The sequence below is a fragment of the Pseudomonas sp. TH49 genome, from assembly GCF_016650625.1.
GTDB lineage: Bacteria > Pseudomonadota > Gammaproteobacteria > Pseudomonadales > Pseudomonadaceae > Aquipseudomonas > Aquipseudomonas fluorescens_H.
This window is the reverse complement of record NZ_JAEKFL010000001.1, coordinates 526,798-553,083: the sequence shown is the minus strand read 5'-3', so window position 1 is coordinate 553,083 and position 26,286 is coordinate 526,798. Positions and strand designations below refer to the sequence as shown.

28 protein-coding genes are annotated in these 26,286 nt (G+C 60.3%); 13 read left to right on the top strand and 15 right to left on the bottom strand.

What is annotated here, in order from left to right; genetic code table 11:
* Positions 1-254: 254 nt before the first annotated feature.
* From JFU48_RS02685 to JFU48_RS02675, 3 genes are read right to left on the bottom strand one after another with little or no spacing between them, the layout of a single operon-like run.
* The gene (locus JFU48_RS02685) at positions 255-1,160 is read right to left on the bottom strand and encodes an acyltransferase (RefSeq protein ID WP_201135786.1); all 906 of its coding nucleotides are present in this window, start codon (positions 1,158-1,160) and stop codon (positions 255-257) included.
* Positions 1,161-3,260: a phosphate acetyltransferase gene (gene pta, locus JFU48_RS02680; protein ID WP_003221718.1), complete on the bottom strand. Its 2,100-nt coding sequence runs from the start codon at positions 3,258-3,260 to the stop codon at positions 1,161-1,163.
* Positions 3,261-3,320: 60 nt separating this feature from the next.
* Positions 3,321-3,647, bottom strand: a complete 327-nt coding sequence (locus tag JFU48_RS02675; RefSeq protein ID WP_080593221.1) for a DUF3565 domain-containing protein — start codon at positions 3,645-3,647, stop codon at positions 3,321-3,323.
* Here JFU48_RS02675 and JFU48_RS02670 point away from each other — a divergent pair.
* From JFU48_RS02670 to JFU48_RS02660, 3 genes are all read left to right on the top strand, one after another.
* Entirely contained in the window at positions 3,616-4,101 is a 486-nt protein-coding gene (locus JFU48_RS02670) for an FKBP-type peptidyl-prolyl cis-trans isomerase (protein ID WP_003221719.1), read from the top strand. The genes JFU48_RS02675 and JFU48_RS02670 overlap by 32 nt on opposite strands.
* Before the next feature lie 124 nt (positions 4,102-4,225).
* Entirely contained in the window at positions 4,226-4,708 is a 483-nt protein-coding gene (locus JFU48_RS02665; protein ID WP_103486179.1) for a glutathione peroxidase, read from the top strand.
* A 141-nt stretch (positions 4,709-4,849) separates the two neighbouring features.
* On the top strand, positions 4,850-5,953 hold the full coding sequence (locus tag JFU48_RS02660; protein ID WP_003221722.1) for an NADH:flavin oxidoreductase: 1,104 nt from the start codon (positions 4,850-4,852) through the stop codon (positions 5,951-5,953).
* 218 nt (positions 5,954-6,171) lie between these two features.
* Here the strand turns inward: JFU48_RS02660 and JFU48_RS02655 are convergent, their stop codons facing one another.
* Positions 6,172-7,371, bottom strand: coding sequence for a glycosyltransferase family 4 protein (locus JFU48_RS02655; RefSeq protein ID WP_201135785.1), 1,200 nt, complete (start codon positions 7,369-7,371; stop codon positions 6,172-6,174).
* Between the two features lie 54 nt (positions 7,372-7,425).
* Positions 7,426-8,178 carry a sulfate transporter CysZ gene (gene cysZ / locus JFU48_RS02650; RefSeq protein ID WP_007968036.1) on the bottom strand — a complete coding sequence of 251 codons (753 nt, stop codon included), beginning with the start codon at positions 8,176-8,178 and terminating at the stop codon, positions 7,426-7,428.
* A 311-nt stretch (positions 8,179-8,489) separates the two neighbouring features.
* On the opposite strand from cysZ, the gene trxB reads away from it, so the two are divergent.
* Positions 8,490-9,452, top strand: coding sequence for a thioredoxin-disulfide reductase (trxB, locus tag JFU48_RS02645; RefSeq protein ID WP_003221727.1), 963 nt, complete (start codon positions 8,490-8,492; stop codon positions 9,450-9,452).
* Positions 9,453-9,635: 183 nt separating this feature from the next.
* Here trxB and JFU48_RS02640 read toward each other — a convergent pair whose 3' ends face one another.
* The 6 genes from JFU48_RS02640 to JFU48_RS02615 form a co-directional block, all read right to left on the bottom strand.
* Positions 9,636-9,974 carry a HopJ type III effector protein gene (locus JFU48_RS02640; protein ID WP_102900671.1) on the bottom strand — a complete coding sequence of 113 codons (339 nt, stop codon included), beginning with the start codon at positions 9,972-9,974 and terminating at the stop codon, positions 9,636-9,638.
* A complete protein-coding gene (locus JFU48_RS02635; protein WP_003221730.1) occupies positions 9,967-10,263 on the bottom strand; it encodes a DUF1244 domain-containing protein in 297 nt (98 codons plus the stop codon). The genes JFU48_RS02640 and JFU48_RS02635 overlap by 8 nt, the downstream gene beginning before the upstream one ends.
* Before the next feature lie 68 nt (positions 10,264-10,331).
* A complete protein-coding gene (folX, locus tag JFU48_RS02630) occupies positions 10,332-10,703 on the bottom strand; it encodes a dihydroneopterin triphosphate 2'-epimerase (protein ID WP_003221732.1) in 372 nt (123 codons plus the stop codon).
* Positions 10,704-11,264 (bottom strand): GTP cyclohydrolase I FolE, encoded by a 561-nt coding sequence (gene folE, locus JFU48_RS02625; RefSeq protein WP_103485805.1) that lies wholly within the window; start codon positions 11,262-11,264, stop codon positions 10,704-10,706. It abuts the gene before it with no gap.
* Positions 11,265-11,285: 21 nt separating this feature from the next.
* Positions 11,286-11,996 (bottom strand): dihydromonapterin reductase, encoded by a 711-nt coding sequence (gene folM / locus JFU48_RS02620; RefSeq protein ID WP_201135784.1) that lies wholly within the window; start codon positions 11,994-11,996, stop codon positions 11,286-11,288.
* Between the two features lie 179 nt (positions 11,997-12,175).
* Positions 12,176-12,745, bottom strand: a complete 570-nt coding sequence (locus JFU48_RS02615) for an antibiotic biosynthesis monooxygenase (RefSeq protein WP_201135783.1) — start codon at positions 12,743-12,745, stop codon at positions 12,176-12,178.
* A 210-nt stretch (positions 12,746-12,955) separates the two neighbouring features.
* On the opposite strand from JFU48_RS02615, the gene JFU48_RS02610 reads away from it, so the two are divergent.
* The gene (locus tag JFU48_RS02610; protein WP_201135782.1) at positions 12,956-13,915 is read left to right on the top strand and encodes a MerR family transcriptional regulator; all 960 of its coding nucleotides are present in this window, start codon (positions 12,956-12,958) and stop codon (positions 13,913-13,915) included.
* Between the two features lie 3 nt (positions 13,916-13,918).
* Here JFU48_RS02610 and JFU48_RS02605 read toward each other — a convergent pair whose 3' ends face one another.
* The gene (locus JFU48_RS02605) at positions 13,919-14,524 is read right to left on the bottom strand and encodes a hypothetical protein (RefSeq protein WP_003221742.1); all 606 of its coding nucleotides are present in this window, start codon (positions 14,522-14,524) and stop codon (positions 13,919-13,921) included.
* A gap of 55 nt (positions 14,525-14,579) precedes the next feature.
* Positions 14,580-15,056 (bottom strand): PAS domain-containing protein, encoded by a 477-nt coding sequence (locus tag JFU48_RS02600; protein ID WP_201135781.1) that lies wholly within the window; start codon positions 15,054-15,056, stop codon positions 14,580-14,582.
* Positions 15,057-15,209: 153 nt separating this feature from the next.
* Here JFU48_RS02600 and JFU48_RS02595 point away from each other — a divergent pair, with 153 nt between their 5' ends.
* The gene (locus JFU48_RS02595) at positions 15,210-15,665 is read left to right on the top strand and encodes a flavodoxin (protein WP_103521859.1); all 456 of its coding nucleotides are present in this window, start codon (positions 15,210-15,212) and stop codon (positions 15,663-15,665) included.
* Here the strand turns inward: JFU48_RS02595 and JFU48_RS02590 are convergent.
* The gene (locus JFU48_RS02590; protein ID WP_103485810.1) at positions 15,655-16,542 is read right to left on the bottom strand and encodes a LysR family transcriptional regulator; all 888 of its coding nucleotides are present in this window, start codon (positions 16,540-16,542) and stop codon (positions 15,655-15,657) included. The two genes, JFU48_RS02595 and JFU48_RS02590, sit on opposite strands and share 11 nt — an antisense overlap.
* A 94-nt stretch (positions 16,543-16,636) precedes the next feature.
* Between JFU48_RS02590 and JFU48_RS02585 the strand changes: the two genes are divergently transcribed.
* The 6 genes from JFU48_RS02585 (at position 16,637) to JFU48_RS02560 (ending at position 23,998) form a co-directional block, all read left to right on the top strand.
* Complete coding sequence (locus JFU48_RS02585) at positions 16,637-17,023, top strand: CidA/LrgA family protein (protein WP_007968058.1); 387 nt, start codon at positions 16,637-16,639, stop codon at positions 17,021-17,023.
* Entirely contained in the window at positions 17,013-17,699 is a 687-nt protein-coding gene (locus JFU48_RS02580; RefSeq protein ID WP_201135780.1) for an LrgB family protein, read from the top strand. The genes JFU48_RS02585 and JFU48_RS02580 overlap by 11 nt, the downstream gene beginning before the upstream one ends.
* 131 nt (positions 17,700-17,830) lie before the next feature.
* Positions 17,831-18,613: a class II aldolase/adducin family protein gene (locus JFU48_RS02575; RefSeq protein ID WP_201135779.1), complete on the top strand. Its 783-nt coding sequence runs from the start codon at positions 17,831-17,833 to the stop codon at positions 18,611-18,613.
* Positions 18,613-19,515: an alpha/beta fold hydrolase gene (locus JFU48_RS02570; RefSeq protein ID WP_201135778.1), complete on the top strand. Its 903-nt coding sequence runs from the start codon at positions 18,613-18,615 to the stop codon at positions 19,513-19,515. Before JFU48_RS02575 ends, JFU48_RS02570 begins: the two co-directional genes overlap by 1 nt.
* Before the next feature lie 202 nt (positions 19,516-19,717).
* Complete coding sequence (locus tag JFU48_RS02565; RefSeq protein ID WP_201135777.1) at positions 19,718-20,629, top strand: SDR family oxidoreductase; 912 nt, start codon at positions 19,718-19,720, stop codon at positions 20,627-20,629.
* Positions 20,630-21,592: 963 nt separating this feature from the next.
* Positions 21,593-23,998: a dermonecrotic toxin domain-containing protein gene (locus JFU48_RS02560; RefSeq protein ID WP_201135776.1), complete on the top strand. Its 2,406-nt coding sequence runs from the start codon at positions 21,593-21,595 to the stop codon at positions 23,996-23,998.
* Positions 23,999-24,022: 24 nt separating this feature from the next.
* Here JFU48_RS02560 and JFU48_RS02555 read toward each other — a convergent pair whose 3' ends face one another.
* Positions 24,023-24,817 carry an IclR family transcriptional regulator gene (locus JFU48_RS02555; RefSeq protein WP_103521452.1) on the bottom strand — a complete coding sequence of 265 codons (795 nt, stop codon included), beginning with the start codon at positions 24,815-24,817 and terminating at the stop codon, positions 24,023-24,025.
* A gap of 164 nt (positions 24,818-24,981) precedes the next feature.
* On the opposite strand from JFU48_RS02555, the gene hmgA reads away from it, so the two are divergent.
* Complete coding sequence (gene hmgA, locus JFU48_RS02550) at positions 24,982-26,286, top strand: homogentisate 1,2-dioxygenase (protein ID WP_201135775.1); 1,305 nt, start codon at positions 24,982-24,984, stop codon at positions 26,284-26,286.

Genomic DNA, 26,286 nt, shown 5'->3' with positions numbered 1-26,286 from the left:
GCACCCAACCCAAAACTGTAGGAGCGAGCCTGCTCGCGAAAGCGGCCTGCCCCCAATCAATCCCCAACTGAATGCACCCAATCCCAATGTGGGGGCTGGCTTGCCAGCGATGGCGGCCTGCGAGCCGACCAATCTCTAACTGAATACACTTGATCCAACTGTAGGAGTGAGCCTGCTCGCGATAGCGGTGTGTCATTCAGCATTGGGAGTGGCTGATCCACCGCTATCGCGAGCAGGCTCACTCCTACAGGGGATTAGCGTTTGTCTGCGAATTCTCGGTGCATCTGTTCCAGCAGCGCATCCTTGTCCTGCCACAGCTGGTTGATCCAGCCCTGAAATTGCAGGCGATATTCGCCGTCCTGGTCGTAGTTCTTGCCGATGAATGCCGGTGGGATTTTCAGTTCTTCAAAGTGCACCACCACGTCGCGCACGTTGCCGCACAGCAGATCCCAGAAACCCGGGCGCCCGCCCGGGTAGTGAATGGTCACGTTGACGATCGACTCCAACTGTTCGCCCATGGCATCGAGCACAAACGCGATGCCGCCGGCCTTGGGTTTGAGCAGGTATTTGAACGGTGACTGCTGTTGCGCATGTTTGCCTTCGGTGAAGCGTGTGCCTTCGACGAAGTTGAAAATCCCCACCGGGTTGTTGCGGAATTTCGCGCAGGTCTTGCGCGTGGTTTCGAGGTCTTTGCCTTTCTTTTCCGGGTGCTTTTCCAGGTAGGCCTTGGAGTAGCGCTTCATGAACGGGAAACCCAGCGCCCACCAGGCCAGACCGATCACCGGGACCCAGATCAGCTCCTGCTTGAGGAAGAATTTCAGCGGCTGGATCCGGCGGTTGAGCACGTATTGCAGCACCAGGATGTCGACCCAGCTCTGGTGGTTGCTGGTGATCAGGTACGAGTGTTGGTAGTCCAGACCTTGCAGGCCGCTGATGTGCCAGCGCGTGCGGCGCACCAGGTTCATCCAGGCTTTGTTGTTGCTGATCCACGCTTCGTGGGTGTGGCTCATCAGCCACAGTGAGGCGCGGCGGGCGAGGTCGAAGGGCAGCACTTTGATCAGCGCCACGCAGAACAGGAACGAGCACAGCAGAATCGTATTGAGCGCCAACAGCAGCGCGGCGATCAAGCCGCGAATCGGGGCGGGCAGGAAGTCCAGCATTTACACATCCATAGGTCGGTTGGCGGCTTGGATCGCGGTCAGGGCGATGGTGTAGACGATGTCGTCGACCTGCGCGCCGCGCGGCAGGTCGTTCACCGGTTTGCGCAGGCCTTGCAGCATCGGGCCGAGGCTGACGCAGTCTGCGCTGCGCTGCACGGCTTTGTGGGTGGTGTTGCCGGTGTTCAGGTCGGGGAACACGAACACCGTGGCGCGACCGGCCACCTGGCTGTTCGGTGCCAGTTGCCGGGCGACGTCTGCGTTGGCAGCGGCGTCGTATTGCAGCGGGCCGTCGATCAGCAGCGAATGCTGTTGCTCGTGGGCGAGCAGGGTGGCTTCGCGGACTTTCTCGACTTCTTCGCCGCTGGCCGATTCGCCGCTGGAGTAACTGATCATCGCCACGCGCGGGGTGATGCCGAATGCGGCAGCCGAGTCGGCGCTTTGCAGAGCGATCTCGGCCAGTTCTGTTGCGCTCGGGTGTGGGTTCATCACGCAGTCGCCGTAGACCAGCACTTCTTCGGGGAACAGCATGAAGAACACCGACGACACCAGCGTGCAGCCCGGTGCGGTCTTGATCAGTTGCAGGGCCGGGCGGATGGTGTTGGCGGTGGTGTTGATCACGCCCGAGACCAGACCGTCGACCTCATCCAGCGCGAGCATCATGGTGCCGATCACCACGGTGTCTTCCAGTTGCTGTTCGGCCATCGGTGCGTTGAGACTTTTGCTTTTGCGCAGGGCGACCATCGGCTCGATGTAGCGCTCGCGGATCAGGTCCGGATCGAGAATCTCCAGCCCCGGCGGCAACTCGATACCTTGCGCGCGGGCCACCGCCTCGACATCTTCAGGTTTGGCCAGCAACACGCAACGGGCGATGCCGCGCTCCTGGCAGATTGCTGCCGCTTGCACGGTGAGCGGCTCGCTGCCTTCAGGCAGGACGATACGTTTGTTCGCCGACTGCGCCCGTTGAATCAGTTGATAGCGGAATACCGCGGGTGACAGGCGCATTTCCCGCGGCGTGCCGCAGCGTTGATGCAGCCACTTGGCGTCGAGGTGGCTGGCGACGAAATCGGTGATGATCTCCGCGCGCTCGCGGTCATCAATGGGGATTTCCTTGTTCAGGCCATTGAGCAGGTTGGCGGTGTCGTAGGAGCCGGTGCTCACCGACAACACTGGCAGACCGGCCTGCAACGCGCCTCGGCACAAGTCCATGATGCGCGGATCGGGCAGGGTGTCGCTGGTCAGCAACAGCCCGGCCAGCGGTACGCCGTTCAACGCCGCGAGGCTGACCGCAAGAATGATGTCGTCGCGGTCACCCGGGGTCACCACCAGCACGCCGGGTTTGAGCAGCTCCACGGTGTTGCGCATGGTGCGCGCGCAGATGATGATTTTGGTCATGCGCCGGGTTTCATAGTCGCCGGCGTTGAGCACCTGCGCGCCCATCAGGTCGGCGACGTCACGGGTGCGCGGTGCGTTGAGTTCGGGCTGGAACGGAATGCAGCCGAGCAGACGGAAATCACCGCTGCGCAACAGCGGCGAATGCTCCTTCAGACGTGTGGCGAAAGCGTCCATGCTTTCATCGGTCTTGACCTTGTTGAGGATCACGCCGAGGACTTTCGGGTCTTTCGGGCCGCCGAACAGCTGCGCCTGCAATTCGACGCGGCCGGAGAGTTCGGCGAGCACTTCGTTTTCCGGCGCCGAGACCAGAATCACCTCGGCATCGAGGCTCTTGGCCAGGTGCAGGTTGACCCGCGCGGCGTAACTGGCGCTGCGGGTCGGTACCATGCCTTCGACCACCAGCACGTCTTTACCGATGGCGGCTTGCTGATAAAGGGCGATGATTTCTTCGAGCAACTCATCGAGCTGGCCGTCGCCGAGCATCCGCTCGACGTGGGCCAGGCCCAGTGGCTGCGGCGGTTTCAGGCCGTGGGTGCGCGCCACCAGTTCGGTGGAACGCTCAGGCCCGGTATCGCCCGGATGCGGCTGGGCAATCGGTTTGAAGAAGCCGACTTTCAGTCCGGCCCGCTCCAGGGTACGCACCAGCCCGAGGCTGATGGAGGTCAGACCCACGCCAAAATCGGTGGGCGCGATAAAAAAAGTTTGCATGCGGATTCTCTAAGGGTGCATGGCAATGGTGGCGATCTATACGTGACCGCCTACCGCAATTCAGTCGCCAAGGTTATCGCTAACCGAGCCTTGTGCGCACCAACCGCAGGCAAAGGGTTGGCCTATTTTTTCAATACGTTGCGCCGGATCAAGAACCCAGGCCCGCGATTGCCATGGCGGCTGGTGACGCAGGTGCTGGGTGTGGCCACAGGAAAGCTCGGCCACCCAGTGACCGTCTTCATCCTGATGGAAGCCGGTGATCGTCGAATCCCGTTTGTCCGGGTTGTGTTCGCTTTCGCGCGATTGCTTCGCTAAACTTGGCCTTTCTATATTCTTATGCAAAAGGTCTCGCCCCATGCTGATCGCCGCCAATAAGGCTGTCTCCATCGACTATACCCTGACCAACGACGCTGGTGAGGTCATCGACAGCTCCGCCGGCGGCGCTCCGCTGGTCTACCTGCAAGGCGCAGGCAACATCATCCCGGGCCTGGAAAAAGCTCTGGAAGGCAAAGCTGTCGGTGACGAGCTGGAAGTTTCCGTTGAGCCGGAAGACGCTTACGGCGAATACGCCGCTGAACTGGTCAGCACCCTGAGCCGCAGCATGTTCGAAGGCGTTGACGAGCTGGAAGTCGGCATGCAGTTCCACGCTTCGGCGCCGGACGGCCAGATGCAGATCGTGACCATTCGTGACCTGGACGGCGACGACGTCACCGTCGACGGTAACCACCCACTGGCCGGTCAGCGCCTGAACTTCAAAGTGAAGGTCGTTGCCGTTCGTGATGCCAGCCAGGAAGAAGTCGCTCATGGCCACGTCCATGGCGAAGGTGGCCATCACCACTGATTTTCTGCGCTAAGCTTCGAGTACTGGAGAGGCGCCTGCGGGCGCCTTTTTAGTCCGCGGCTGTCCTTGGTGGCCTCGCCAAGTGGCTGTTTCGAGTAGAACACGGGAATCCCTGGAGTACGTCATGAGTGCTTTTCACGACCTTAAGTTGACAGCCCTGGATGGTCAGGAGCTACCGCTGGCGCCTTTCAAGGGCCGAGTCGTGCTGGTGGTCAACGTCGCCTCCAAATGCGGCTTGACCCCACAGTACGCGGCACTGGAAAACCTCTATCAGCAATTCAAAGACAAAGGCTTCAGTGTGCTGGGCCTGCCGTGCAATCAGTTTGCCGGTCAGGAGCCAGGTACCGAACAGCAAATCCAGGAGTTCTGCAGCCTGAACTATGGTGTGACGTTTCCGTTGTCGAGCAAGCTTGAAGTCAACGGCCATGATCGTCATCAGCTGTACCGCTTGCTGGCGGGCGAGGGCGCAGAGTTTCCGGGGGATATCACCTGGAACTTCGAGAAATTCCTGCTCGGCAAGGATGGCCGGGTATTGGCGCGATTCTCGCCGCGCACGCCGCCGGATGATCCGACCATTGTCCACGCGATTGAAAAAGCGCTGGGCTGAAACACAAAAATCGCAGCCATCGAGCTGCGATTTTTTTTGCCTGACTTTTGACCCTTAATCATTCAGATCAATAGTGCTGTTCAAAGGCACGGACTGTTCATATTATCGCCGTCATAAAGTCATTCCCTGTGGAGCCTTCCAATGCCGGTTCAAGCCCTGTTCAAACCGTTCCACCTCGGTGCCCTCGAACTGCCGACCCGTGTGGTCATGGCGCCGATGACCCGCTCGTTTTCCCCAGGTGGCGTACCCAATTCCAAAGTGATCGAGTACTACCGTCGCCGCGCTGCGGCCGGTGTTGGTCTGATCATCACCGAAGGCACCACCGTCGGTCATAAGGCTTCCAACGGTTACCCGAACGTGCCGCAGTTCTTCGGCGAAGCGCCACTGGCCGGCTGGAAGAAGGTGGTTGATGCGGTACACGCTGAGGGCGGCAAGATTGTTCCGCAACTGTGGCACGTCGGCAGCGTGCGCCGCATCGGCACCGAGCCGGACGCCAGCGTCCCGGCTTACGGCCCGACGGAAAAACTCAAGGATGGCCAGGTCGTGGTGCACGGCATGACCAAACAGGACATTCAGGACGTGATCGGTGCTTTCGCCCAAGCGGCGAAGGATGCGCAAAGCATCGGTATGGACGGCGTGGAAATCCACGGCGCCCACGGCTATCTGATCGACCAGTTCTTCTGGGAAGGCAGCAACCAGCGCACCGATGAATACGGCGGCAGCCTGGCCAACCGTTCGCGGTTCGCCATCGAGTTGATTCAAGCGGTGCGTGCGGCAGTCGGTGAAGGCTTCCCGATCATCTTCCGTTTTTCGCAGTGGAAGCAGCAGGATTACACCGCGCGTCTGGTGCAGACCCCGGAGGCGCTGGGCGAATTCCTCAAGCCGTTGGCCGACGCTGGGGTGGACATTTTCCACTGCTCGACGCGGCGTTTCTGGGAGCCTGAATTTGATGGTTCCGAGCTGAACCTGGCGGGCTGGACGCGCAAGCTGACCGGCAAACCGACCATCACCGTGGGCAGCGTCGGTCTGGACGGCGAGTTCCTGCAGTTCATGGTCAACACCGATAAAGTCGCGCAACCGGCGAGCCTGGAGAAACTGCTGGAGCGTCTGAACAACGACGAATTCGATCTGGTGGCGGTTGGCCGTGCGCTGCTGGTGGATCCGGACTGGGCGCTGAAAGTCCGTGAAGGGCGTGAGCAGGACATTCTGCCGTTCAGCCGTGAGGCGTTGATGACCCTGGTTTAAGCGTCGCCATTACCGACCCCTTCGCGAGCAAGCTCGCTCCCACATTTTGAAATGCATTCCAAGTGTGGGAGCGGGCTTGCTCGCGAAGAGGGCATCAGAGTCGACGATATCTAAGGCAATGCCTGCGCATTCGGCACCACCTGCTCCCACATTTTGAAATGCATTCCAAATGTGGGAGCGGGCTTGCTCGCGAAGAGGGCATCAGAGTCGACGATTATCTAAGGCAATGTCTGCGCATTCGGCAACACCTGCTCCCGCACACACGCGCCACGCAAATGCTTTTCAAACTGCTCGATGATCGCCGCCCAGCCCTGGCGACTGGCATGCTGCCGCGCATTCAGACGCACACAGCGCAAGCGCTCGTCCTCTTCCAATAACCACGCCGCCGCATCGCAAAACGCTTCCTCATCCCCGGGCATCGCCAACACGCCGTTGTAGCCGTGACGGATGTGCTGCGCCGCCGCAGCCTGATCGTAAGCCACCACCCCCAGACCGGACGCCAGTGCTTCAAGTACCACGTTGCCGAAGGTTTCGGTCATGCTCGGAAACAGAAAGATATCGCCGGACGCATAGTGCGCCGCCAAAGCTTCGCCGCGTTGTGAACCACAGAAGATCGCCTGCGGGATTTGCTTTTCCAGCGCCAGACGTTGCGGCCCGTCGCCGACCACGATCAGCTTCAGATTGCGCTGTGGATAAGTGCTGCACAGGGTGTCGAAGCAGCGCTTGAGCAGGCTGAGGTTCTTCTCCGGGGCCAGACGTCCGACGTGAATCACCGCGATGTCCTGCTCGGACAAACCCCATTGTTCACGCAAGCCGTTCAGGCGCTTGGCCGGGTGAAACAACTGGCTGTCCACGCCACGGGACAGCAGGGCAAGGCGATCGAAATGCCGACGCTCCAGTTCCAGGCGCTGACTGACACTGGGCACCAGGGTCATCGCCGAGCGGTTGTGAAACCAGCGCAGATAATGCGTGAGCAAGCGCGTCAGCAAACTCAGCCCGTACTGATTGGTGTACTGCTGAAAATTGGTGTGAAAGCCACTGACCACCGAGATCCCCAGACGCCGTGCCGCGCGCAATGCCGACAAACCGAGCGGGCCTTCGGTGGCGATGTACAGCACATCCGGGCGCTGGCGTTTCCAGCGCCGCAGCAACTTGTGCATCGACGACTGACCCCATTGCAGACCGGGATAACCCGGCAATGGCCAGCCCCGGCACAACAGCAAGGCATCGTCCTCGACGCGCTGCGGATCGCCCGCCTGACGCGGGCGCACCAGCTCCACCTGATGTCCACGCGCGCGCAAGCCATCGCACAAGCGGCCAAGGGTATTGGCCACCCCGTTGATTTCCGGTGGGAAGGTTTCGCTGATCAGGGTGATATGCAGAGCTGTCGTCATGACCTCAGTGTCGGCTGAGGCCATGTCGTGCCTGTGACGTTCGGATGATGGATTTGTGACTGGCTGTCTGGGAGCGGCCTAGCGCTGCGTGACGAGGTTCTCCGCACCCCGTTCACGCACCCAGAACAATGTCGCCCCGGCCACCGCCGCCGGCATCATCAGAATGTTGACTACCGGAATCAGCAGCGCCAGATAGACGATCCCGCCGAAACTCATGCTCTGCCAGCGCTTCTGGCGCAGCCAGGCGAGCATTTCGTTCCAGCCCAGTTTGTGGTTGTCCGCCGGGTAGTCGATGTACTGGATCGCCATCATCCACACGCCGAACAGCAGCCACAGCGGCGCGGCGACGATGTTCACCACCGGGATGAACGAGAGGATGAACAGGCCGATTGCCCGGGGCAGGAAGTAGCCGAGTTTGCGCATTTCCCGGGCGAGGGTACGCGGGATCATCGCGATCAGTTCGCCCCAGCTGAAGGCCGGGAAATCGTCGGTGCCGCGCACCACCACTTCGACTTTTTCCGCGAGGAAGCCGTTGAACGGCGCGGCGATCACGTTGGCGAGCATGGTGAAAGTGAAGAACACCATCAACGCCACCAGCACCACGAACAGCGGCCAGAGGATATAGCTGAGGAAACTCAACCAGTCGGGCAGCGATGGCATCAGGCTGTCGACCCACAGGCTGAACTGATGGCCGGCCAGATAGATCAATCCGACGAACAGCACCAGGTTGATTGCCAGTGGCAGCAACACGAACAGGCGCAGGCCGGGGCTGAGAACCAGTTTGAGGCCTTCGCGCAGGTATTGCGGGCCGGACAGAACAGGTGCGGGCATAAGGTGCTCCGAGCAAGGGAAAACGCGCCGACCTTACCGGCTTTGCACTGCGTGCGAAAGCGCGGCAGAGCGATCGACATTCACTGTAACAAAGACGTCGATCTGGTCGGAGTCTGCGCATAGAGACCACCTATGAGCTGGATTGTTAAACCGTATTTCCTTAATCTTGCCCCCCTCGATACGCTGCACCCAACTTTTTACAGGACTGTCGAGCTCATGCCTTCCCCAAGGTTATCCACAGTCCTTTTTTATTCCCGCCGGCAGTCCGGCGTTCCGCGCCAGTCTTTCGGCCCGGTCAACAGGAGCAGGTCATGTCTGAAGTCCGTCATTCGCGAGTGATTATTCTCGGTTCCGGCCCTGCCGGTTACAGCGCCGCGGTCTACGCCGCCCGTGCCAACCTCAAGCCACTGCTGATCACCGGCATGCAGGCTGGAGGTCAATTGACCACCACTACCGAAGTCGACAACTGGCCAGGCGACGTTCACGGCCTGACCGGTCCGGCGCTGATGGAGCGGATGCGCGAGCACGCCGAGCGTTTTGAAACCGAGATCGTTTTCGATCACATCAACGCCGTGGACTTCGCTGCCAAGCCATACACCCTGACCGGCGACAGCGCGACTTACACCTGCGACGCCCTGATCATCGCCACCGGTGCCAGCGCTCGTTACCTGGGCCTGCCGTCGGAAGAAGCGTTCATGGGCAAAGGCGTTTCGGCCTGCGCGACCTGCGACGGTTTCTTCTACCGCAACAAGCCAGTGGCTGTGGTCGGCGGCGGCAACACCGCTGTTGAGGAAGCACTGTACCTGGCCAACATCGCCAGCACCGTGACCCTGATCCACCGTCGCGAAACCTTCCGCGCCGAAAAGATCCTGATCGACAAGCTCAACGCCCGTGTGGCCGAAGGCAAGATCATCCTCAAGTTGAACGCCAACCTCGACGAAGTGCTGGGCGACAACATGGGCGTGACCGGTGCGCGTCTGAAGAACAACGACGGCAGCTTCGACGAAATCAAGGTCGACGGCGTATTCATCGCGATCGGCCACACTCCGAACACTTCGCTGTTCGAAGGCCAGTTGACCCTGAAAGACGGTTACCTGGTGGTGCAGGGCGGGCGTGACGGCAACGCGACTGCAACCAGCGTCGAAGGCATCTTCGCTGCCGGTGACGTGGCCGACCACGTTTACCGTCAGGCCATCACCTCGGCCGGCGCCGGCTGCATGGCGGCACTGGACACCGAGCGTTACCTGGACGGTCTGCAGAACGCTTCGTTCTAAATCGCAGACACAAAAAAAACCGGCTTCGGCCGGTTTTTTTTGTGCCCGTATTTACGCTACATCGCATAGCCCTGTGGGAGCGGGCTTGCTCGCGAAAGCGGTGTTTCAGACAAAGAAAAGTCGCCTGACACGGCGCCTTCGCGAGCAAGCCCGCTCCCACAGGGGATGGTGTTAGATCTGATATCAGCGGCGAGTCAGGGGCTGAGCGGTGAACTTCACACCCGCCAGACCGTGCTTGATCAGCGCACGGATATTGCCGTGGTCGCTGCCCTCAGGCGTCGCCACCACCGAACGGTAATGTTCACCGAATGCCAGCAGCGCTTCTTCATCGCTCAGGCCTTCCAGCAGTGCCAGGCCCAGGGTCTTGCACGAGCCTTCGTTCTGCCCGGCGGCGTTTTCCACGCCACCGTTGTTGAACGCCTGAGGCTGATAGTCGTAACCAGCGGCGATGAACGCCAGGGTGTCGGCGAAAGCGTGTTCGCCGCTTTTGAGGCTGGCGCGCAGGGTGTTCAGATCACTCATTGGGTTTTCCTTTGGCGAACGCCGCTTGTTGCTCGGCGCTGGCTTCTTGCTGATATTGGGCTTTCCACTCGGCGTAAGGCATGCCGTAAACCACTTCGCGTGCGTCATCGAGGCTGACCTCGATCTGCTGCTCATCGGCGGCAGCCTTGTACCACTTGGACAGGCAGTTGCGGCAGAACCCGGCGAGGTTCATCAGGTCGATGTTCTGCACGTCCTTGCGGCTGTCCAGGTGAGCGACCAGCCGGCGGAAGGCGGCGGCTTCGAGTTCGAGGCGTTGTTGCTCGGTCATGATGGGCTCTGTGCAGTCTATTCGTGGCGCGGATGATAAAAGTCTGGCGCGCGATGCGCCAGACATGCTCAGCGGCTGGCGGCGAGCGTAATCGACACCGACTCGGCAAACCGCAGCGCATGCGGCTTGTCGACTTCGACTTCGGCGTACAGCACCGCGGTATTGGTCATCACCAGGTCCAGCAACTCCTGGGTCAGGCGTTCGAGCAGCGCAAAGCGATTGCCCTCGACGTGGGCGATGATCGCCTTGGTGATGGTGCGATAGTTCAGCGCGTGGTCGATGTCGTTGTCGCGCACCGCTTCCTGCGCGGCGTACTGGATGGTGAGGTTGATCAGCACATCCTGCTTGTTGAGGATCTCGTCCTCGTTGATCCCGATAAAGGTGCGCAAGCGCAGATCCTTGACCCGGATGCGCGCCATTCCCGGTTGAAGTTGTGACATTTACTTGCTCCGTCCAATCAATTGCAGGAACTCCTGGCGGGTGTTGCTCGACTCGCGAAAGGCGCCGAGCATGACCGAGGTGTTCATGGTCGAATTCTGTTTCTCGACACCGCGCATCATCATGCACATGTGCCGGGCCTCGATGACCACCGCGACGCCGGCGGCATCGGTGACCTGTTGCACCGCATCGGCAATCTGCCGGGTGAGGTTTTCCTGAATCTGCAGGCGCCGGGCGAACATGTCCACCAGCCGCGCGATCTTCGACAGCCCCAGCACCTTGCCTGTCGGAATATAAGCCACATGGGCCTTGCCGATGAAGGGCAGCAGGTGATGTTCGCATAACGAGTAGAGCTCGATGTCGGCGACGATGATCATCTCGTCGCTGTCGGAAGCGAACAGCGCGCCATTGACGATCTTATCCACACTCTGTTCGTAGCCGTGACACAGATACTGCATGGCTTTCGCCGCGCGCAGCGGCGTGTCGAGCAAGCCTTCGCGGTCGGGATCTTCGCCGAGGCCGATGAGGATCTCGCGGTAATTCTCGGGCAGGGAACGGGTCATGGCAGATCCTCGCGCAGCAACTTATTTGACGTGACGTCCGCCGTTGACGGTCAGGGTCGTGCCGGTGACATAGGGGTTGTCGAGCAGATAGCGCAGGCTCTGGTAGATCACTTCGCTGCCGGGCTCGATGCCCAGCGCGGATTTGGCCAGCGCCTTGGTGCGGTACGCCGCGTCGTCGTCGGGATTGAACAATAGCAGGGCTGGCGCGATGCCGTTGACCTTGATCGCCGGCGCATAGCGTGCGGCGAAGGACAGGGTCAGGCTGTCGAGCCCGGCCTTGCTGGCGCAATAACCGATGTGTTTGCTGCTGCCCTTGCGCGTGACATCGTCGCTGATGTGGATAATGTCGGCCGGCGTCGAGCGCTTGAGCATGTCGGCGCAGTGCAGGTTGATCAGGTATGGCGCGAGCATGTGCAAGTTGAACATGCGCGAGAAGGCTTCAGCTTCACGGCCCGGGGTTTCCGCCAGCCATTCGGAAGCGTTGTGCACGATAGCGCGCAGGCTATCGGTGCGGGTCTTCAGTTCATCGATGAAGGCAAGGATGGCGGCTTCGCTGGAAAAGTCCGCGAACACGCCGATAGCGCCCAGATCCTGCAGGGCTTGCACGCCGGGACGTTCGCTGCGGTAGGTAAAGATGACCCGATGGCCGTCCTCAAGCAAACGCTGCGCGCAGTGCAGACCGACACGCTGGCCGGCACCGGTGATGAGGATCGGGGCGGAAGAAGTGGTCATGAACGGCTCGCGTCGCGGTGGGAGTAAAAACTATAACAGTGACGCGGGGTGCCCACCTATCGCAAGACGGGGGCTGTGCTTTTGTGGGAGCCGGGCTCGCTCGCGAAGGCGGTGTGCCAGGCAAGGATACATCAACTGACACGACGCTTTCGCGAGCAAGCCCGCTCCCACATGGGCGCTCAGCGGTTTTGAGACACTGGTTCAACAGGCAGTCGAGGTGCTGGAACACTGTTCAACCAGTTCGCCAGCAACCGCGTCGACAGCGGGATAAAGAAGTAAACCATCAACGGCGTCAGGCACGCCGTGCTGATCAACACCCGCGGCAGCAGGCTCATCTCGCCCAGCAGCGGCCCGAGGACAAAGTTGAACAGCAGCGACACCGGGAAGAACGCCAGCCAGATCGCCACGGCCTGTTTCCAGCGTGGTGGCCGTTGACCGGCCGCACCGAACCAGCCTTCGATGCCGCTGACGCGGTGCTCTTTGGGGTGTGCAAACAGATCGCTGCCACGGGCCAGCCACGCGGTACGCGAGGCCGAGTGCTCCCAGGCGTGCAGGGTCTGCTCGTCGACGAAGCGGAAAATGATCTGGAATTCGTTGTCATCGGGTGGCGGAGCGAGCACGCCGGAACCCAGGTAACCGGGAAAGTCTGTGGCCAGTTGTTCGCCTTCGCGCAGCCAGGCCATCAGGTCCTGATAGCGGCCGTCGGCGACGCGACGCGCAACCATCAGCGTGACGGGGGAAGTAGACATTATGTATCTCCGTATTCCGAGTGCGTCGCTCCGGGTAGGAACTTCGCAATACGCAGGCGGGGGTAGGAGCCTGCGCTTTTCAACAAGCAAGGATTATTCCTGATTTTCGTGATTAAACCAGAGACGTTCGTCGCAGATCATTGCTTGAACGCTGATGGGGCATCGGATATAGAATGGGATCCAAGAACCATCAAGGACATTGATCGGACAATGCCTGTCATAACGGACATTCACCCTGCCTCGCAGGCCTCTGTCGCGCTCGAGCGTGAAGAGCTGTTTCCCATTCGTGAGGTTTCGCGGCTGACGGGCGTGAATCCCGTCACGCTACGTGCATGGGAGCGTCGCTACGGGTTGATTCAACCAACGCGCACCGAAAGCGGGCATCGTCTGTATTCGATGACCGAAATCGAGCGTGTGCGCAGCATTGTCGACTGGATTGATCGCGGCGTGGCCGTGAGCAAGGTCGGCAAGATCCTCGCCAGGACCGAGCCGTTGAAAGCCTTGGCCCATATCATTTCCGATGATCTGGTACAGGCTGATTACGCGCAGTGGCAGCAGCAGGTGCAACTCGCCGTCAGTTCATTTGACGACCGGGCGCTGGATCAGGTCTACAACCAGATCTTCTCGTCCTACGCGTTGCCGGTGGTGTTTCAGGACATCCTCATGCCTTTGTGGCTGCAGATGCTGCAGCGCCAGGACGCCTTCGGCCAGACCAGCGAGTGGCTGTTTTTCGATGGATTTCTGCGGGCGCGGGTCTTGCAGCGCATCGTCGTGCTGCGCGGCACGCAGCCGCGCAAGGTGGTCGTCAGCGCGCTGGCCGGTCAGTGCCGGGAGCTCGAGTTGCTGGTCGCCGCGTTGTTTCTCAGCGGCAATGACGCCGGGGTGCGGGTGCTGACCACCGGTCAGCCATTCGATGAGTTGGCGCTGGTGTGCGAGCGGATCAAGCCGCAGGCGCTGGTGCTGTTTTCCAATCACGCTCCGACAGCCGATTTGCCGCGACGGTTGAACCGTCTGGCCTTGAGCCTCGATTGTCAGGTGATGCTGGCCGGTGATACCGCGGATCTGGCGCAGGACAGCCTGGCGGGTTCTTCAATTGGCTGTCTGGGCAACGAAGGGGCGACAATGCGTCAGCGCATGACGCAGTTTCTCGCGGGCAAACTGGATACGTGAGTTTCAGGTGTGCAGGGCAGGGTGGGTCAGGCGATGTTGCTGCAGGATGAACTGGCGCAGGCGTTCGGTTTCGTCGGCATCGGTCTGGCTGAGTTCATAGGCAAAGAAACCCTGTTCGGTCTCTCGCTCGAAGTTGCCACGCAGGGAGATCCGCTCATAACCTGACGGGCTGAACCACAGGGCGAAATGCCTCGGCGGTTTGGTTTTGTTGCGCATCTCCAGCAGCAGGCCTTTGTGCGATACCTCGTGAACCCACATCGCCCCCGGCTGGCCCTTGGCGTTTTCCAGTGCCACCGGTTCTTCAAGCGTCAGACGCCATGGCCGGATCATCGGGCCGTCTTCGTAAATGCTGGGTACACCGAGACGCAGATGCAGCGCGTGGAATTCGTCCTCCACCAGATGCAGCGGGAAGGTCATTTGCTGGTTTTCGAAGTTGGCCTGGATGGTCACTTGTTCGTGAGCAGCGAGGCGCGTGAGCAGATCGCGGATTTGCGAACCACCGTTGACCAACAGGCTCGACGTCGCATCCCGCACATTAAGCTGCGGGTTATGCTGCATGGTCTGGATGAAATCCAGCTCGTCCTGGGTCAGGAGTGCGTCGCGTTGCATGGCCTGGCTCGAAAGAAATAGTTACAAAGTCATTGGTGATTGTAGTTAATGACACTTAGTTCGCAGTTTTGTTTGCGCCGTTCGTCGCTTTCAACGCTGCCAGCTCCGCCTGCAGTGCGGCGACCTCGGCTTCCAGCTGTGTCACACGTTGCTGGGCCTTGACCTGAACGGTCACATCCTTCTGTACGCCGACGAAGTAAGTCATCCCGTCATCCGCGTTTTTCACCGTCGACAGTGACAGTTCATTCCAGAACGGCGTGCCGTCCTTGCGGTAGTTGCGCAGTGTTTCCCGACACGATCCACCGTTGCGCAGCACCTCGCGAATCCGCGCCAGGCTCGCCTGATCGCGGTCTCCGGCCTGCAGAAAACGGCAGTCCTGATAGAGGATTTCTTCGCTGGTGTAGCCGCTCAGGCGTTCGAAGGCCGGGTTTACATAGATCAGGATGTTGTCCTGCTCGCCTTCTTTCTCTGCCACCACAATTCCATCGTTCGACGCGTTGATCACCATTTGCAGCAGACTGGCATTGATCATCTGTGAATCCTTTCAGCATTGTCGATGGCTCGCATTCTAGAAGATCAACCGGCGCTGTCTATAGGCCATCAGTATCCGTTGAGAGCCAATCGCAACTTCATCCTTCGGGCTGGTACTATCGCGGCTCTTTTTTTTCGTTTCAGGATCCGTTTGATGAAAGTCGCCATTCTCTCCGGTTCGGTCTACGGCACTGCCGAAGAAGTCGCTCGCCATGCCCAGAACCTGTTGAAAGCCGCCGGTTTTGAAACCTTCTATAACCCACGTGCCAGCCTGGCGGATCTGCTGTCTTTCGGCCCTGAAGCGCTGCTTGCCGTGACCTCGACTACCGGCATGGGCGAGTTGCCGGATAACCTTCAGCCGTTGTATTCGAGCATTCGCGATCAGTTGCCGATGGCCTGGCGAGGTTTGCCCGGCGCGGTGATCGGTTTGGGCGATGCCAGTTACGGCGATACGTTCTGCGGCGGCGGCGAACTGATGCGCGAGTTGTTCGCCGAGCTGGGCGTGCGCGAAGTGCAGGACATGCTGCGTCTGGACGCCAGCGAAAGCGTGACCCCGGAAGCCGACGCCGAGCCATGGCTGGCGCAACTGATCGCCACGCTCAAGGGCTGATCGCGCGCTCGCGCAGCAAGGCCAGCCAGGCCTGCGCGGCTTTCGACAGATAGGCGCCCTGACGCCAGATGAACGCGATGTCCCAGCGCAGATAATCCGGCGCGCGCAACGTCAGGCGCACCACGCCCGGACGCTCCAGTGCCCGGGCGACCACGCTGGGCAGCAGCACCACGCCTTGCCCGGCGGCGACCAGTGCCACGAGAAAGTCCGCCTGGCCGCTGCGCCCACCCTCTTTAGGGGTGAAACCCATTTGCTGGCAGGCCTGCAATAACCGGTCATTGAGCACGAAACTGCGCTGGTACAGCAGGAACGGCGTGTCGGCCAACTCCTCAAGAGCAATCTCGCCGCGAGCCGCCAACGGATGATCCACCGGCAGCAACGCATCGAGTTTCTCGTCGCAGAACGGCTGAAAGTCGAACTGCGGATCTTTCGGCAACAGGCTGCCGCCCAACTCCAGTTCGCCGCTGAGTACCGCCTGCTCGACGTTGCGACTGCCGCCTTCAAGCAATTGAATGCTGATGTTCGGATAGCGCCGCCGATACTCGGCGAACAGTCCGGCGAATAACGCATCGCTGCCCAGCAGCGGCAGACCGAGGCGCAATTCGCCGCGCGCCAGTTGGCTCAGATCATCCAGCTCACTCAGCAACTCATTGCGCAAACGCAACATGCCTTCGGCCCGCTGCAGCACCACGCTGCCCGCGGCGGTCAGGCGCAGTTGCGAGCCGAGCCGTTCGAGCAACGGCGTGCCGAGGCTCTGCTCCAGTTGCGCGACTTGCTTGCTCACTGCCGACTGGCTGATGTGCAGGGTTTTCGCCGCTTGGGTGAAGCCGCCCTGATGCATGACTTCGACAAAACTGCGCAGCTGTTTGAATTCCATGATCCGATTCCGTTTTGGAATAGTGCTGAGTCTAACAATTCGCTTCTGGGATGACAGGCCGCTTCGTAAAATAAGCCCCTGTCAGGAGCCCATCATGAACGCCGCATCCCTCAAGTATCTTTCCCGTCTATTCGCCGAGCTGGCCGTGTTGCTCGGTCTCTACCTGCTCGGCTGCCAGATCGCCGCGTGGCTGGCCTGGCCGATTCCCGGCGGCGTCATCGGCATGGCCTTGTTGCTGCTGGCGTTCGCGTTCGGCTGGGTCAAACCGGCGGCGCTGCAACTGGGGGCCGGATTGCTGATGGCCGAGATGCTGCTGTTCTTTATTCCAGCGCTGATGAGCCTGCTCGACTACGGCGCGCTGTTACGCAATGACGGCTGGCGGATTCTGCTGGTGATCGGCGCCAGTACCCTGATGGTGATGCTGGTGACCGCGTTCACCGTAGAGCTGGCTGTGCGTCTGAGGCGGTCCCATGAAGCTTGAATGGATGCCGATGTTCTGGCTCGCCTTCACTCTGCTGGCGTACCTGTTCAGTCGCTGGATTTATCGGCGCACCGGGCGCTATCTGCTGTCGCCGCTGATTCTGGTGCCGGCACTGCTGCTGGCGCTCGCCGTGCCGCTGCACACCGCGTATGCCGAATATTCGAGCAACACCCATTGGTTGATGCTGGTGCTCGGGCCGGTGACGGTCGCCTTCGCCGTGCCGATCTGGCAACAGCGGCGCTTGTTGGTACGGCACTGGTCAGCGCTGTTGCTGGGTATGCTCGCCGGCAGCGCGGCGTCGATCGCCACCTCGTTCGGACTGGCCATGGCGCTGGCGCTGGACACCTCAGTCACGATGTCGCTGGTGCCGCGCTCGATCACCACGCCATTCGCCATGCCGCTGGCGCAGGATCTGGGCGGTGTGCCCGAGCTCACCGCGGTGTTCGTGATGTTCACTGGCGTGTTCGGCGCGATGCTCGGCGGTGTATTGCTCAAGTGGTTGCCGCTGCGCAGTGCGCTGGCGCGTGGTGCGTTGTTTGGGGTTGGCGCGCATGGCGCCGGGGTCAGTCGGGCGCATGAAGTGGGCGGTGAGGAAGGCTCGGTGGCGGGGTTGGTGATGGTGCTGACCGGGCTGCTCAATCTGTTCGCCGCGCCTTTGTTGGCGTCGTTGCTTTGACATGGATCCAAGCTGTTTGCATTGCTGACCCGCTCAGTCATCAAGCTGGCTGGCAATGCAACTACGTGAATTGTGGGAGCTGACTAGACTGCTGAGACGTGCAAAACAATAAGAACGCAGAGGTGCATACAGTGAGCGTAGCCCCCGTCCAATCGTCCCTTAATGTCAAAGACCAGGTCAGTGCCGCGGAATGGCAGACCCGGGTCGATCTGGCCGCCTGCTATCGACTGGTGGCGCTGCATGGCTGGGATGACCTGATCTTCACCCACATTTCCGCCAAGGTCCCGGGCACCGAAGACTTCCTGATCAACCCGTTCGGGTTGATGTTCCATGAGATCACCGCGTCGAGCCTGGTCAAAGTCGATCAGGCCGGCAACAAGCTCATGGACAGTCCCTACGAAATCAATCCCGCCGGTTACACCATCCACAGCGCCGTGCACGAGGTACGGCACGATGTGGTTTGTGTGCTGCATACGCACACCGCGTCCGGTGTAGCCGTTTCCGCGCAAAGACAGGGTGTGTTGCCGATCAGCCAGCAGTCGCTGTTCGTGCTGTCGAGCCTGGCCTATCACGCCTACGAAGGCGTGGCGCTGAATCATGAAGAGAAGGCGCGCTTGCAGGCCGACCTGGGCGATAACAATTTCCTGATGCTGCACAACCATGGTCTGTTGACCTGTGGCGGCACCATCGCCGACACCTTTCTGATGATGTTCACCTTCCAGCGCGCCTGCGACATTCAGGTCATGGCGCAAACCGGCGGTGCTGAACTGATCGCCATCGAACCGCAAATCCTCGCGGGCGCCAAGGCGATGATCGCCGGCGTGACCAAAAGTGCTCAAGGCATGGGCGGCGCGCTGGCTTGGCCGGCACTGCTGCGCAAACTCGATAAACAAGACCCCGGATATAAACTCTAATGCCTCTTGCCGAGATTCCTCTGTGTGTCTGGCGCAAACGCAGCCGGACGTTTGTCTTTCGCGGCCAGTCGATCCGTTACTGGACGGCGGGGCAGGGTGAGCCGCTGCTGCTGATCCACGGTTTCCCGACGGCCAGTTGGGACTGGCACTACCTGTGGCAGCCGCTGGCCCAGCGTTACCGAGTGATCGCCTGCGACATGCTCGGTTTCGGTGATTCGGCCAAACCGCTGAATCACAGCTACAGCCTGCTGGAACAGGCCGATCTGCAACAGGCGCTGTTGGCGCATCTTCAGGTCGAGCAACCGGTGCACCTGCTGGCCCACGATTATGGCGACAGCGTTGCCCAGGAACTGCTCGCCCGGCATTACGAAAATCGTATCGAGGTCGCCAGTTGTGTCTTTCTCAATGGCGGCCTGTTCCCGGAAACCCATAGACCGGTGTTGATGCAAAAGCTGCTGCTCAGTCCGCTGGGCTGGATGATCGGGCGTGCGTTTACCCGTGATGCATTGGTGAAAAGTTTTCGGCAGATTTTCGGCCCGCAGACCCGGCCCAGCGAAAGCGAACTGGATGATTTCTGGAGTCTGATCGAGACCCATCGCGGCCCGCGCATCCTGCACAAATTGATCGGCTATATCCCGGAGCGTCGGGTGCAACGTGACCGCTGGGTGTCGGCGATGCAACGTGGTGAGGTGCCGTTGCGAGTGATCGATGGCGAAGTCGATCCGATCTCCGGTGCGCACATGGTCGAGCGTTACCGCAAGCTGATTACCGATGCCGACACCGTACTATTGCCGGGCATCGGCCACTATCCGCAGATCGAAGCGCCGGTGCAGGTGCTCAAACATTATCTGGCGTTTCGTGAGCGCCTGGAGTTGCCGCCGCGCAAGGTCGCGTGTTCCTGAAAGATCAAGAGATCGCAGCCTGCGCCAGCTCCTGCACCGATCTTCTGTAGGAGCTGCCGCAGGCTGCGATCTTTTGATTTTGCTGTTCATCATCCCCCAGCCTTATCGCCCACCATTCAGCCCCAGCCCTGTTCGTTGTGACCGAACGCCCCGTGCCTGACACTCGGGATTATTGTCCCTCAGGCCAGCTGGAGTTCCTGCGATGAATGAGTCCGTACGTTTCGAAGATAAAGTCGTGATCGTCACTGGGGCCGGTGGTGGCCTCGGTCGTGCGCACGCTTTGCTGTTCGCCCGGCACGGCGCCAGAGTGCTGGTCAACGACCTCGGCGGCTCGACCCAGGGTGAAGGTGCCAACGCCTCCGCCGCCGACCGTGTGGTGGCGGAAATTCGCGAAGCCGGCGGCATCGCCGAGGCCAACCACGATTCGGTCACTGACGGCGACAAACTGGTGCAAAACGCCCTCGATGTCTTTGGCCGTGTCGACGTGGTGGTGAACAACGCTGGGATCCTGCGCGACAAGACCTTTCACAAGATGGACGACGCCGACTGGGATCTGGTCTATCGCGTCCATGTCGAAGGCGCCTACAAAGTCACCCGCGCCGCCTGGCCGCACCTGCGCGAGCAAAGCTACGGTCGGGTGATCTTCACGGCTTCGACTTCGGGCATCTACGGCAACTTCGGCCAGTCCAACTATGGCATGGCCAAACTTGGCCTCTACGGACTGACCCGTACCCTGGCCATCGAAGGACGCAAGAACAACATCCTGGTCAACGCCATCGCCCCCACCGGTGGCACGCGCATGACCGAAGGCCTGATCCCGCCGCAAGTGTTCGAACAGCTCAAACCGGAACTGGTCAGCCCGCTGGTGGTGTACCTGGCCAGCGAGCAGTGCCAGGAGACCTCCGGCCTGTTTGAAGTCGGTGGCGGCTGGATGGGCAAGGTGCGCTGGGAACGCAGCCTCGGCGCCGGGTTCGATCCCCGCAGCGGCTTCTCCCCGGAAGATGTCGCGGCGCACTGGCAACAGATCTGCGATTTCGAGGGCGCGGCGCATCCGAAGGACAATATTGAAGCGTTGAAGGAGATGATGGGGAATTTGCAGAAGTATTCGCTTTAACAGGAAAAATAACGAGCAGGCACAAAGTGTTTGCTCGTTTTTTTATTTTTAAAGTTTGAATCCGGGCTTTCCATTGGCAGCATGCCGTGCCTTGACGGTCGGCAATACGATCCTTGTCGCCAGGCGATGCTTGAGTCGTTCAAGTTACGACAAGGCCTGAATTCAAAGTCTGAACACTCCATGAATTAAAGCTTGTTTGATTGAGTGCGCTTTCGGAATTTTCTTTAATCGCTGGGTCGCGTGCTTCTACGCAATAAGAAGTGTTCGATGGGTTTTTCGGAGCTTTCTTTCAGGAGGGTACGCTTGCTTTTTGTCAGGCATAAAAAAGGCCGCTGCAAACGCAGCGGCCAAGGTAAGACGTTGGATCAAGGAGCTACAAATCAACGTCAGTGAACACCGGGGCGATCAATTCGAAGATTCGATTGATCTGAAAACGGTCAGCGATGGCGCGAGGGGCTCAGCAACCAAGGCTTCCTGCTTCACGGCGCCTGCCGTGAAAGCCCGCTCAGAATAAGGGGTTCGACCCGAAGGAAAAATAGCGATTCCGGACATGCACTGTTACGGGGCATGCAACAGTCCAAGGGCTCAATGAGGGCATTGCCCCTTCGCCAGAGGGCAGCCGCGTGCAGTTCATGTCGTGGCACCACTGAGGGGCCGACGCTTATTTTGATCAATATATTGCCGCAGCGATGCTGTTTCTTTTGCACGATGTGAAGTTGTCGATCCTGGCGCATCTATTCAATGGGATGGCTGAATAACGAATACCGGGCAGAGGCACTAGACGTCAGTCGAGTGCGGTGTGGGTTAAATCACATTTATGTTTCGACATTAACGCTGTGTCATATGCGGTCATGTTCTCTGGATTTTGGTATTGGTTGTGAGGTTGGGAGTTGGTTTGTCCTTATTTAGATTGGGTTGCCAATTTTTGGAATTGGCTGATCGACTTCTCATAAGGGCATTTCAATGAACGTCATGAACACACATATTCCCACTCAAGACAGCACTGCGCCGACATGGCTGAGCCGTGTGGGGGCGAAAGAGAAACTTAAGTACTGCGAGCTGGAACAGCAGTGGGTCGATAGCCAGGTCGAGCTGGATCGGCAATTGGAGGACGCCGCAAGTTTGCGCGCTTTCGCCCGTTCACTGATGAGTCGGGAGTTGGAGCAGGACTTCGGCAACTCACTGGATCCCGATTTGATCGTCACTCACAGCCGTTATGTATTCCAGGCGGCGGGGCGCACGGTGATTCAGGAGGACAGGCGCTCGTTGACGGATCTGTTGCTGCAAGGCCTGCATGAGCCGGGCATGCGCGGGCGAATCAGCTTTTCCGGGGACGGACTGCCCGCGGGTCTGAACCAGCCATGGCTGGAAAAAATCGTCACCAGCAGTGTTCGCGCCGAATACGGTGTCCGCTTGCGCAAGGCGTACGAACGCCAGGGCGTGCTGGCAGCCTTGAACAGCCTCATCCGTGATCAATTGCTGCTGAGTGCTTTTGCCGCGAAGTGTCAGGGACATTTGAGTGACGCCAACTTGCAGCGGATTCAAAGAGCCGTCGCCGGGGACGCGGCGCTGACGATTGCCCCTTTGCAGCTGCGTGCGGACGTCCGCGCGCTCAAGGATCTGGTGGCCGTCGGCAGTCGCGGCGCGGGCGAGGATAGCTGGCTGCTGTATGCCCCAGGGTCGCCCGACGGTCGGGACTGGTATGAGAAACACACCTTCCGAATCCTCAATCTTGAAGTAGCGGCCTGGGCGGCCACCGAGCGTGGACGTGACTATCTGACCTGGCAGTCCCATGCCCTGGATCGCCAGCAAATCACTGGTTACCTCAAGCAGGCTTCTCAGCGCGGCGATGCCTGGATCGGCCTGACGCTCGCGCCCGCGCACTCTGGCGGTGCCGCAGTGCTCGATCCTCTGGTTTTCAACGAGCGCGCCTGGCGGGTATCGCAGGAAGAAGGTCAGACGCCATACGGCTACCGCACTGCGGATGAAACGTTGCGTCAGGGCTTCACCCGGATCAACTGCGAACTCAAGGCGCTGCAGACCATCCAGATACGCCAGTGCGGTTTTGCATCCTATGAAAAATTTTGCCGTGATCTGATCAAGGCGCGGGTAGAAGAAGTCTTGTTGCAACGGGGCCAGCAGGTTGCCATCGACCCGGACCTGATCGAGGTGCAGATCGACGAGCGACAGAGGATGACCTTGCATGAGTTGATCGTGGGTGAGGTCGCGTTTTATGCCGATCAAACGGGGCAGCCGCTATACCCGCGTTTCGTGCTGCTGGACGGGCACCCGCCGTTCACTGGGCTGGACATCCGTGACATCGCAAGTTGGTCGAGAACCTTGCGTCCGGGGGAACAATACATCGGTCAGCTACGCGCCGTTGACCTCAATCCAGCCAATTCCGAGGGGCTGCTCAAGCGAGGCATTGCACTGGCCATCCTCCAGCGGCGGATGCGGGTGGCGATCATGCAGGGACAGTTCAATGGGCAACTGCCGCAGGCGCACGTTGAGGCCTTGCTCGGGGTAGTCAACCTGTACGTCGAAAATGATCCGCGACAGATCACCCGGCAGGCCGACGCCTTCGGCAACGTCGGGCACAGTGTTCTGCATCAGTTGCATCTGTTGTTGCGGCCGGTCGTGGGGGTCTATGTGTTCAGGCTGCGTCTGCAGGGGCAGGTCATCGAATACCTGTTTACCCCCGATGCTCCGGATGGCCGCGAGTTGCGACCGTTCAGCGAGTTTGTCAGTGCGGTCAAGACACTAGGCCTGGGCGACTACCTGCATCAGCGGCTCTACGTGAAGCATCAGCTGCAGGTGGGGAGCTATCTGCGTGAGCTTGAAGAATCGTCCAGAGCCACGCAGGCCCCAACGCTCAATGGCAGGATTCACATCACCGACTTCAACGAGTGTTACGAAAGCGTTCTGCACAAGGTGATTGCCGATGTGGATGAAAAGACCCGAAGCCTCAAGGAAATCATCGGCGGTCTGCTGTTCGACGCAGTGGTCGCGGCGGCGGGAGCCATCAGTATTGTGTTCGCGCCCGTCGGCATCGCCCTCACGGCCGTGCTGTTCACCAAAGCGATGGTGCAAGGGTTCGAGGCTTATGGGTTGGGCGAGCGGGCGCGCGCCCTCGGGCATTTCAAGGACGCGCTGATCGAGTTGGCATCCCTGGGCAAGGCCGGGTTCACCAAGGCGTCGGTGACCCAAGTGCAGAAGAATGTCATCGGGCTGATAGGCGATGCTTACGTGATCGAGAAGCTGGTGGCCGAAGCGTCCGGTCAGACTCGATTGCCCAAACGCTTGCTGGAGGTGATTCAAGAGATCCTTGATGACCCGCAGAGCACCACCAGCAAAACCACCCTCGCCTGATTGCGAGACATGGCCGGCGGCGCTTCAGGGATGGAGGTCGTCGGCCTGATAGCCCATTCGCCAACTGACGGCTCGCGCTGCCGCCAGCAAACGCTGGGCAGCCGGGCCGTTTTCATCGGCGTGGAACAGCGAAGTCGGGCCGACGATGGTGAGCACGGCGGCGATCTGCCCGACCGCGTTGAACACCGGCGCCGACAGCGCATCCACACCGGGCATCAGCAAGCCATGCACATGATGCAGGCTGCGCGCGCGGATCTGTTCGCACAGGTCCGAATAGGTTTTTTCATCGGCCAGCGGATGATTGGCGACGGCGGTTTCCTGCTCGCGCAATTCATCGGTTTCGCGATGTGGCAGGTAGGCGCTGAACACCAGCCCGGTGGACGAACTGAGCAGCGGTAATACCGAACCCAATTGCGTCACCACCGTCACCGCGCGCACCGCCGGCTCGATGTGCACCACGGTCGCGCCCTGATTACCCCACACCGCGAGAAAACAGGTTTCGTTCAGTTCGTCGCGCAACTCGGACAAGGGCAAGGCGGCGACTTTGAGTACGTCCATACTGTTCAGGGCTGCAAGGCCCACGCGCAACGCTTCACGGCCGAGGCCGTAATGGTTGGTGGCGGCGTTTTGCTCGGCGAAGCCGCTGGCGATCAGGGCCTGGAGATAGCGGTGCACCTTGCTGGCCGGCATCTGCACATGTTCGGCCAGACGCGACAGCGAGGTGGACGGCGACAACTCGGCCAAAGCCTTGAGAATGTCGGTGCCGACCTCGGCGGAGCGGACTTTCTGTTTGCCGTTACTGTCGCTGGTTTTTTCCATGGTGCGGCCGGGTTCCAAAACGAATGGGCGTCTTTATAGCTTGACGCTGGATAGCGAGCAAATTACGTTATGCGTAATCGAATTACGATAATAACAACCCCGGCGTGCGCAAACCTCTGAGCCAGAGCGATGGGCCACTGCCGACTCCCTGTTCAGGAGGCTCCATGAACCTCGATTCAAACGCGTCGGAGCTGGCGTACCAGTCCGGTTTCGGCAACGAATTCAGCAGTGAAGCGTTGCCCGGCGCCTTGCCCATCGGCCAGAACTCCCCGCAAAAAGCCCCCTACGGCCTCTACACCGAATTGCTCTCCGGCACCGCATTCACCATGACCCGCAGTGAAGCCCGGCGCACCTGGATGTATCGCATTCAGCCGTCGGCCAATCACCCGGCGTTCGTCAAACTGGAGCGGCAACTGGCCGGCGGCCCGTTGGGTGAAGTGACCCCCAATCGTCTGCGCTGGAACCCGCTGCAGATCCCCGCTGAGCCGACCGATTTCATCGACGGTCTGGTCGGCATGGTCGCCAATTCGGCGGCGGAAAAACCTGCCGGCATCAGCATCTATCACTACACCGCCAACCGTTCGATGGAGCGGGTGTTCTACAACGCCGACGGCGAACTGCTGCTGGTGCCGCAACTCGGGCGGCTGCGGATTGCCACCGAACTCGGTGTGCTCGAAGTCGCGCCGCTGGAAATCGCCGTGCTGCCGCGTGGCCTGAAATTCCGCGTTGAACTGCTTGATCCGCAAGCGCGCGGGTACGTCGCCGAGAACCACGGCGCGCCGCTGCGCCTGCCGGATCTGGGGCCGATCGGCAGCAACGGTCTGGCCAATCCGCGGGACTTCCTCGCCCCGGTCGCCGCCTACGAAAACCTGCAGCAGCCGACCACGCTGGTGCAGAAATTCCTCGGCCAGTTGTGGGGCACCGAGCTCGATCATTCGCCGTTGAACGTGGTGGCCTGGCACGGCAACAACGTGCCGTACAAATACGACCTGCGCCGTTTCAATACCATCGGCACCGTGAGCTTCGATCACCCGGATCCGTCGATCTTCACCGTGCTGACTTCGCCGACCAGCGTGCACGGTCTGGCCAACCTCGACTTCGTGATCTTCCCGCCACGCTGGATGGTCGCCGAGAACACCTTCCGTCCACCGTGGTTCCACCGCAACCTGATGAACGAATTCATGGGCCTGATTCAGGGCGAGTACGACGCCAAGGCTGAAGGTTTCGTGCCCGGCGGTGCGTCCCTGCACAGTTGCATGAGTGCCCACGGCCCGGATGGCGAAACCTGCACCAAAGCGATCAACGCCGACCTCAAGCCTGCGAAGATCGACAACACCATGGCCTTCATGTTCGAGACCAGTCAGGTGCTGCGCCCAAGCCGCTTCGCCCTCGACTGCCCGCAACTGCAATCCACTTACGACGCCTGCTGGGCCACGCTGCCCGCCACGTTCGACCCGACCCGGAGATAA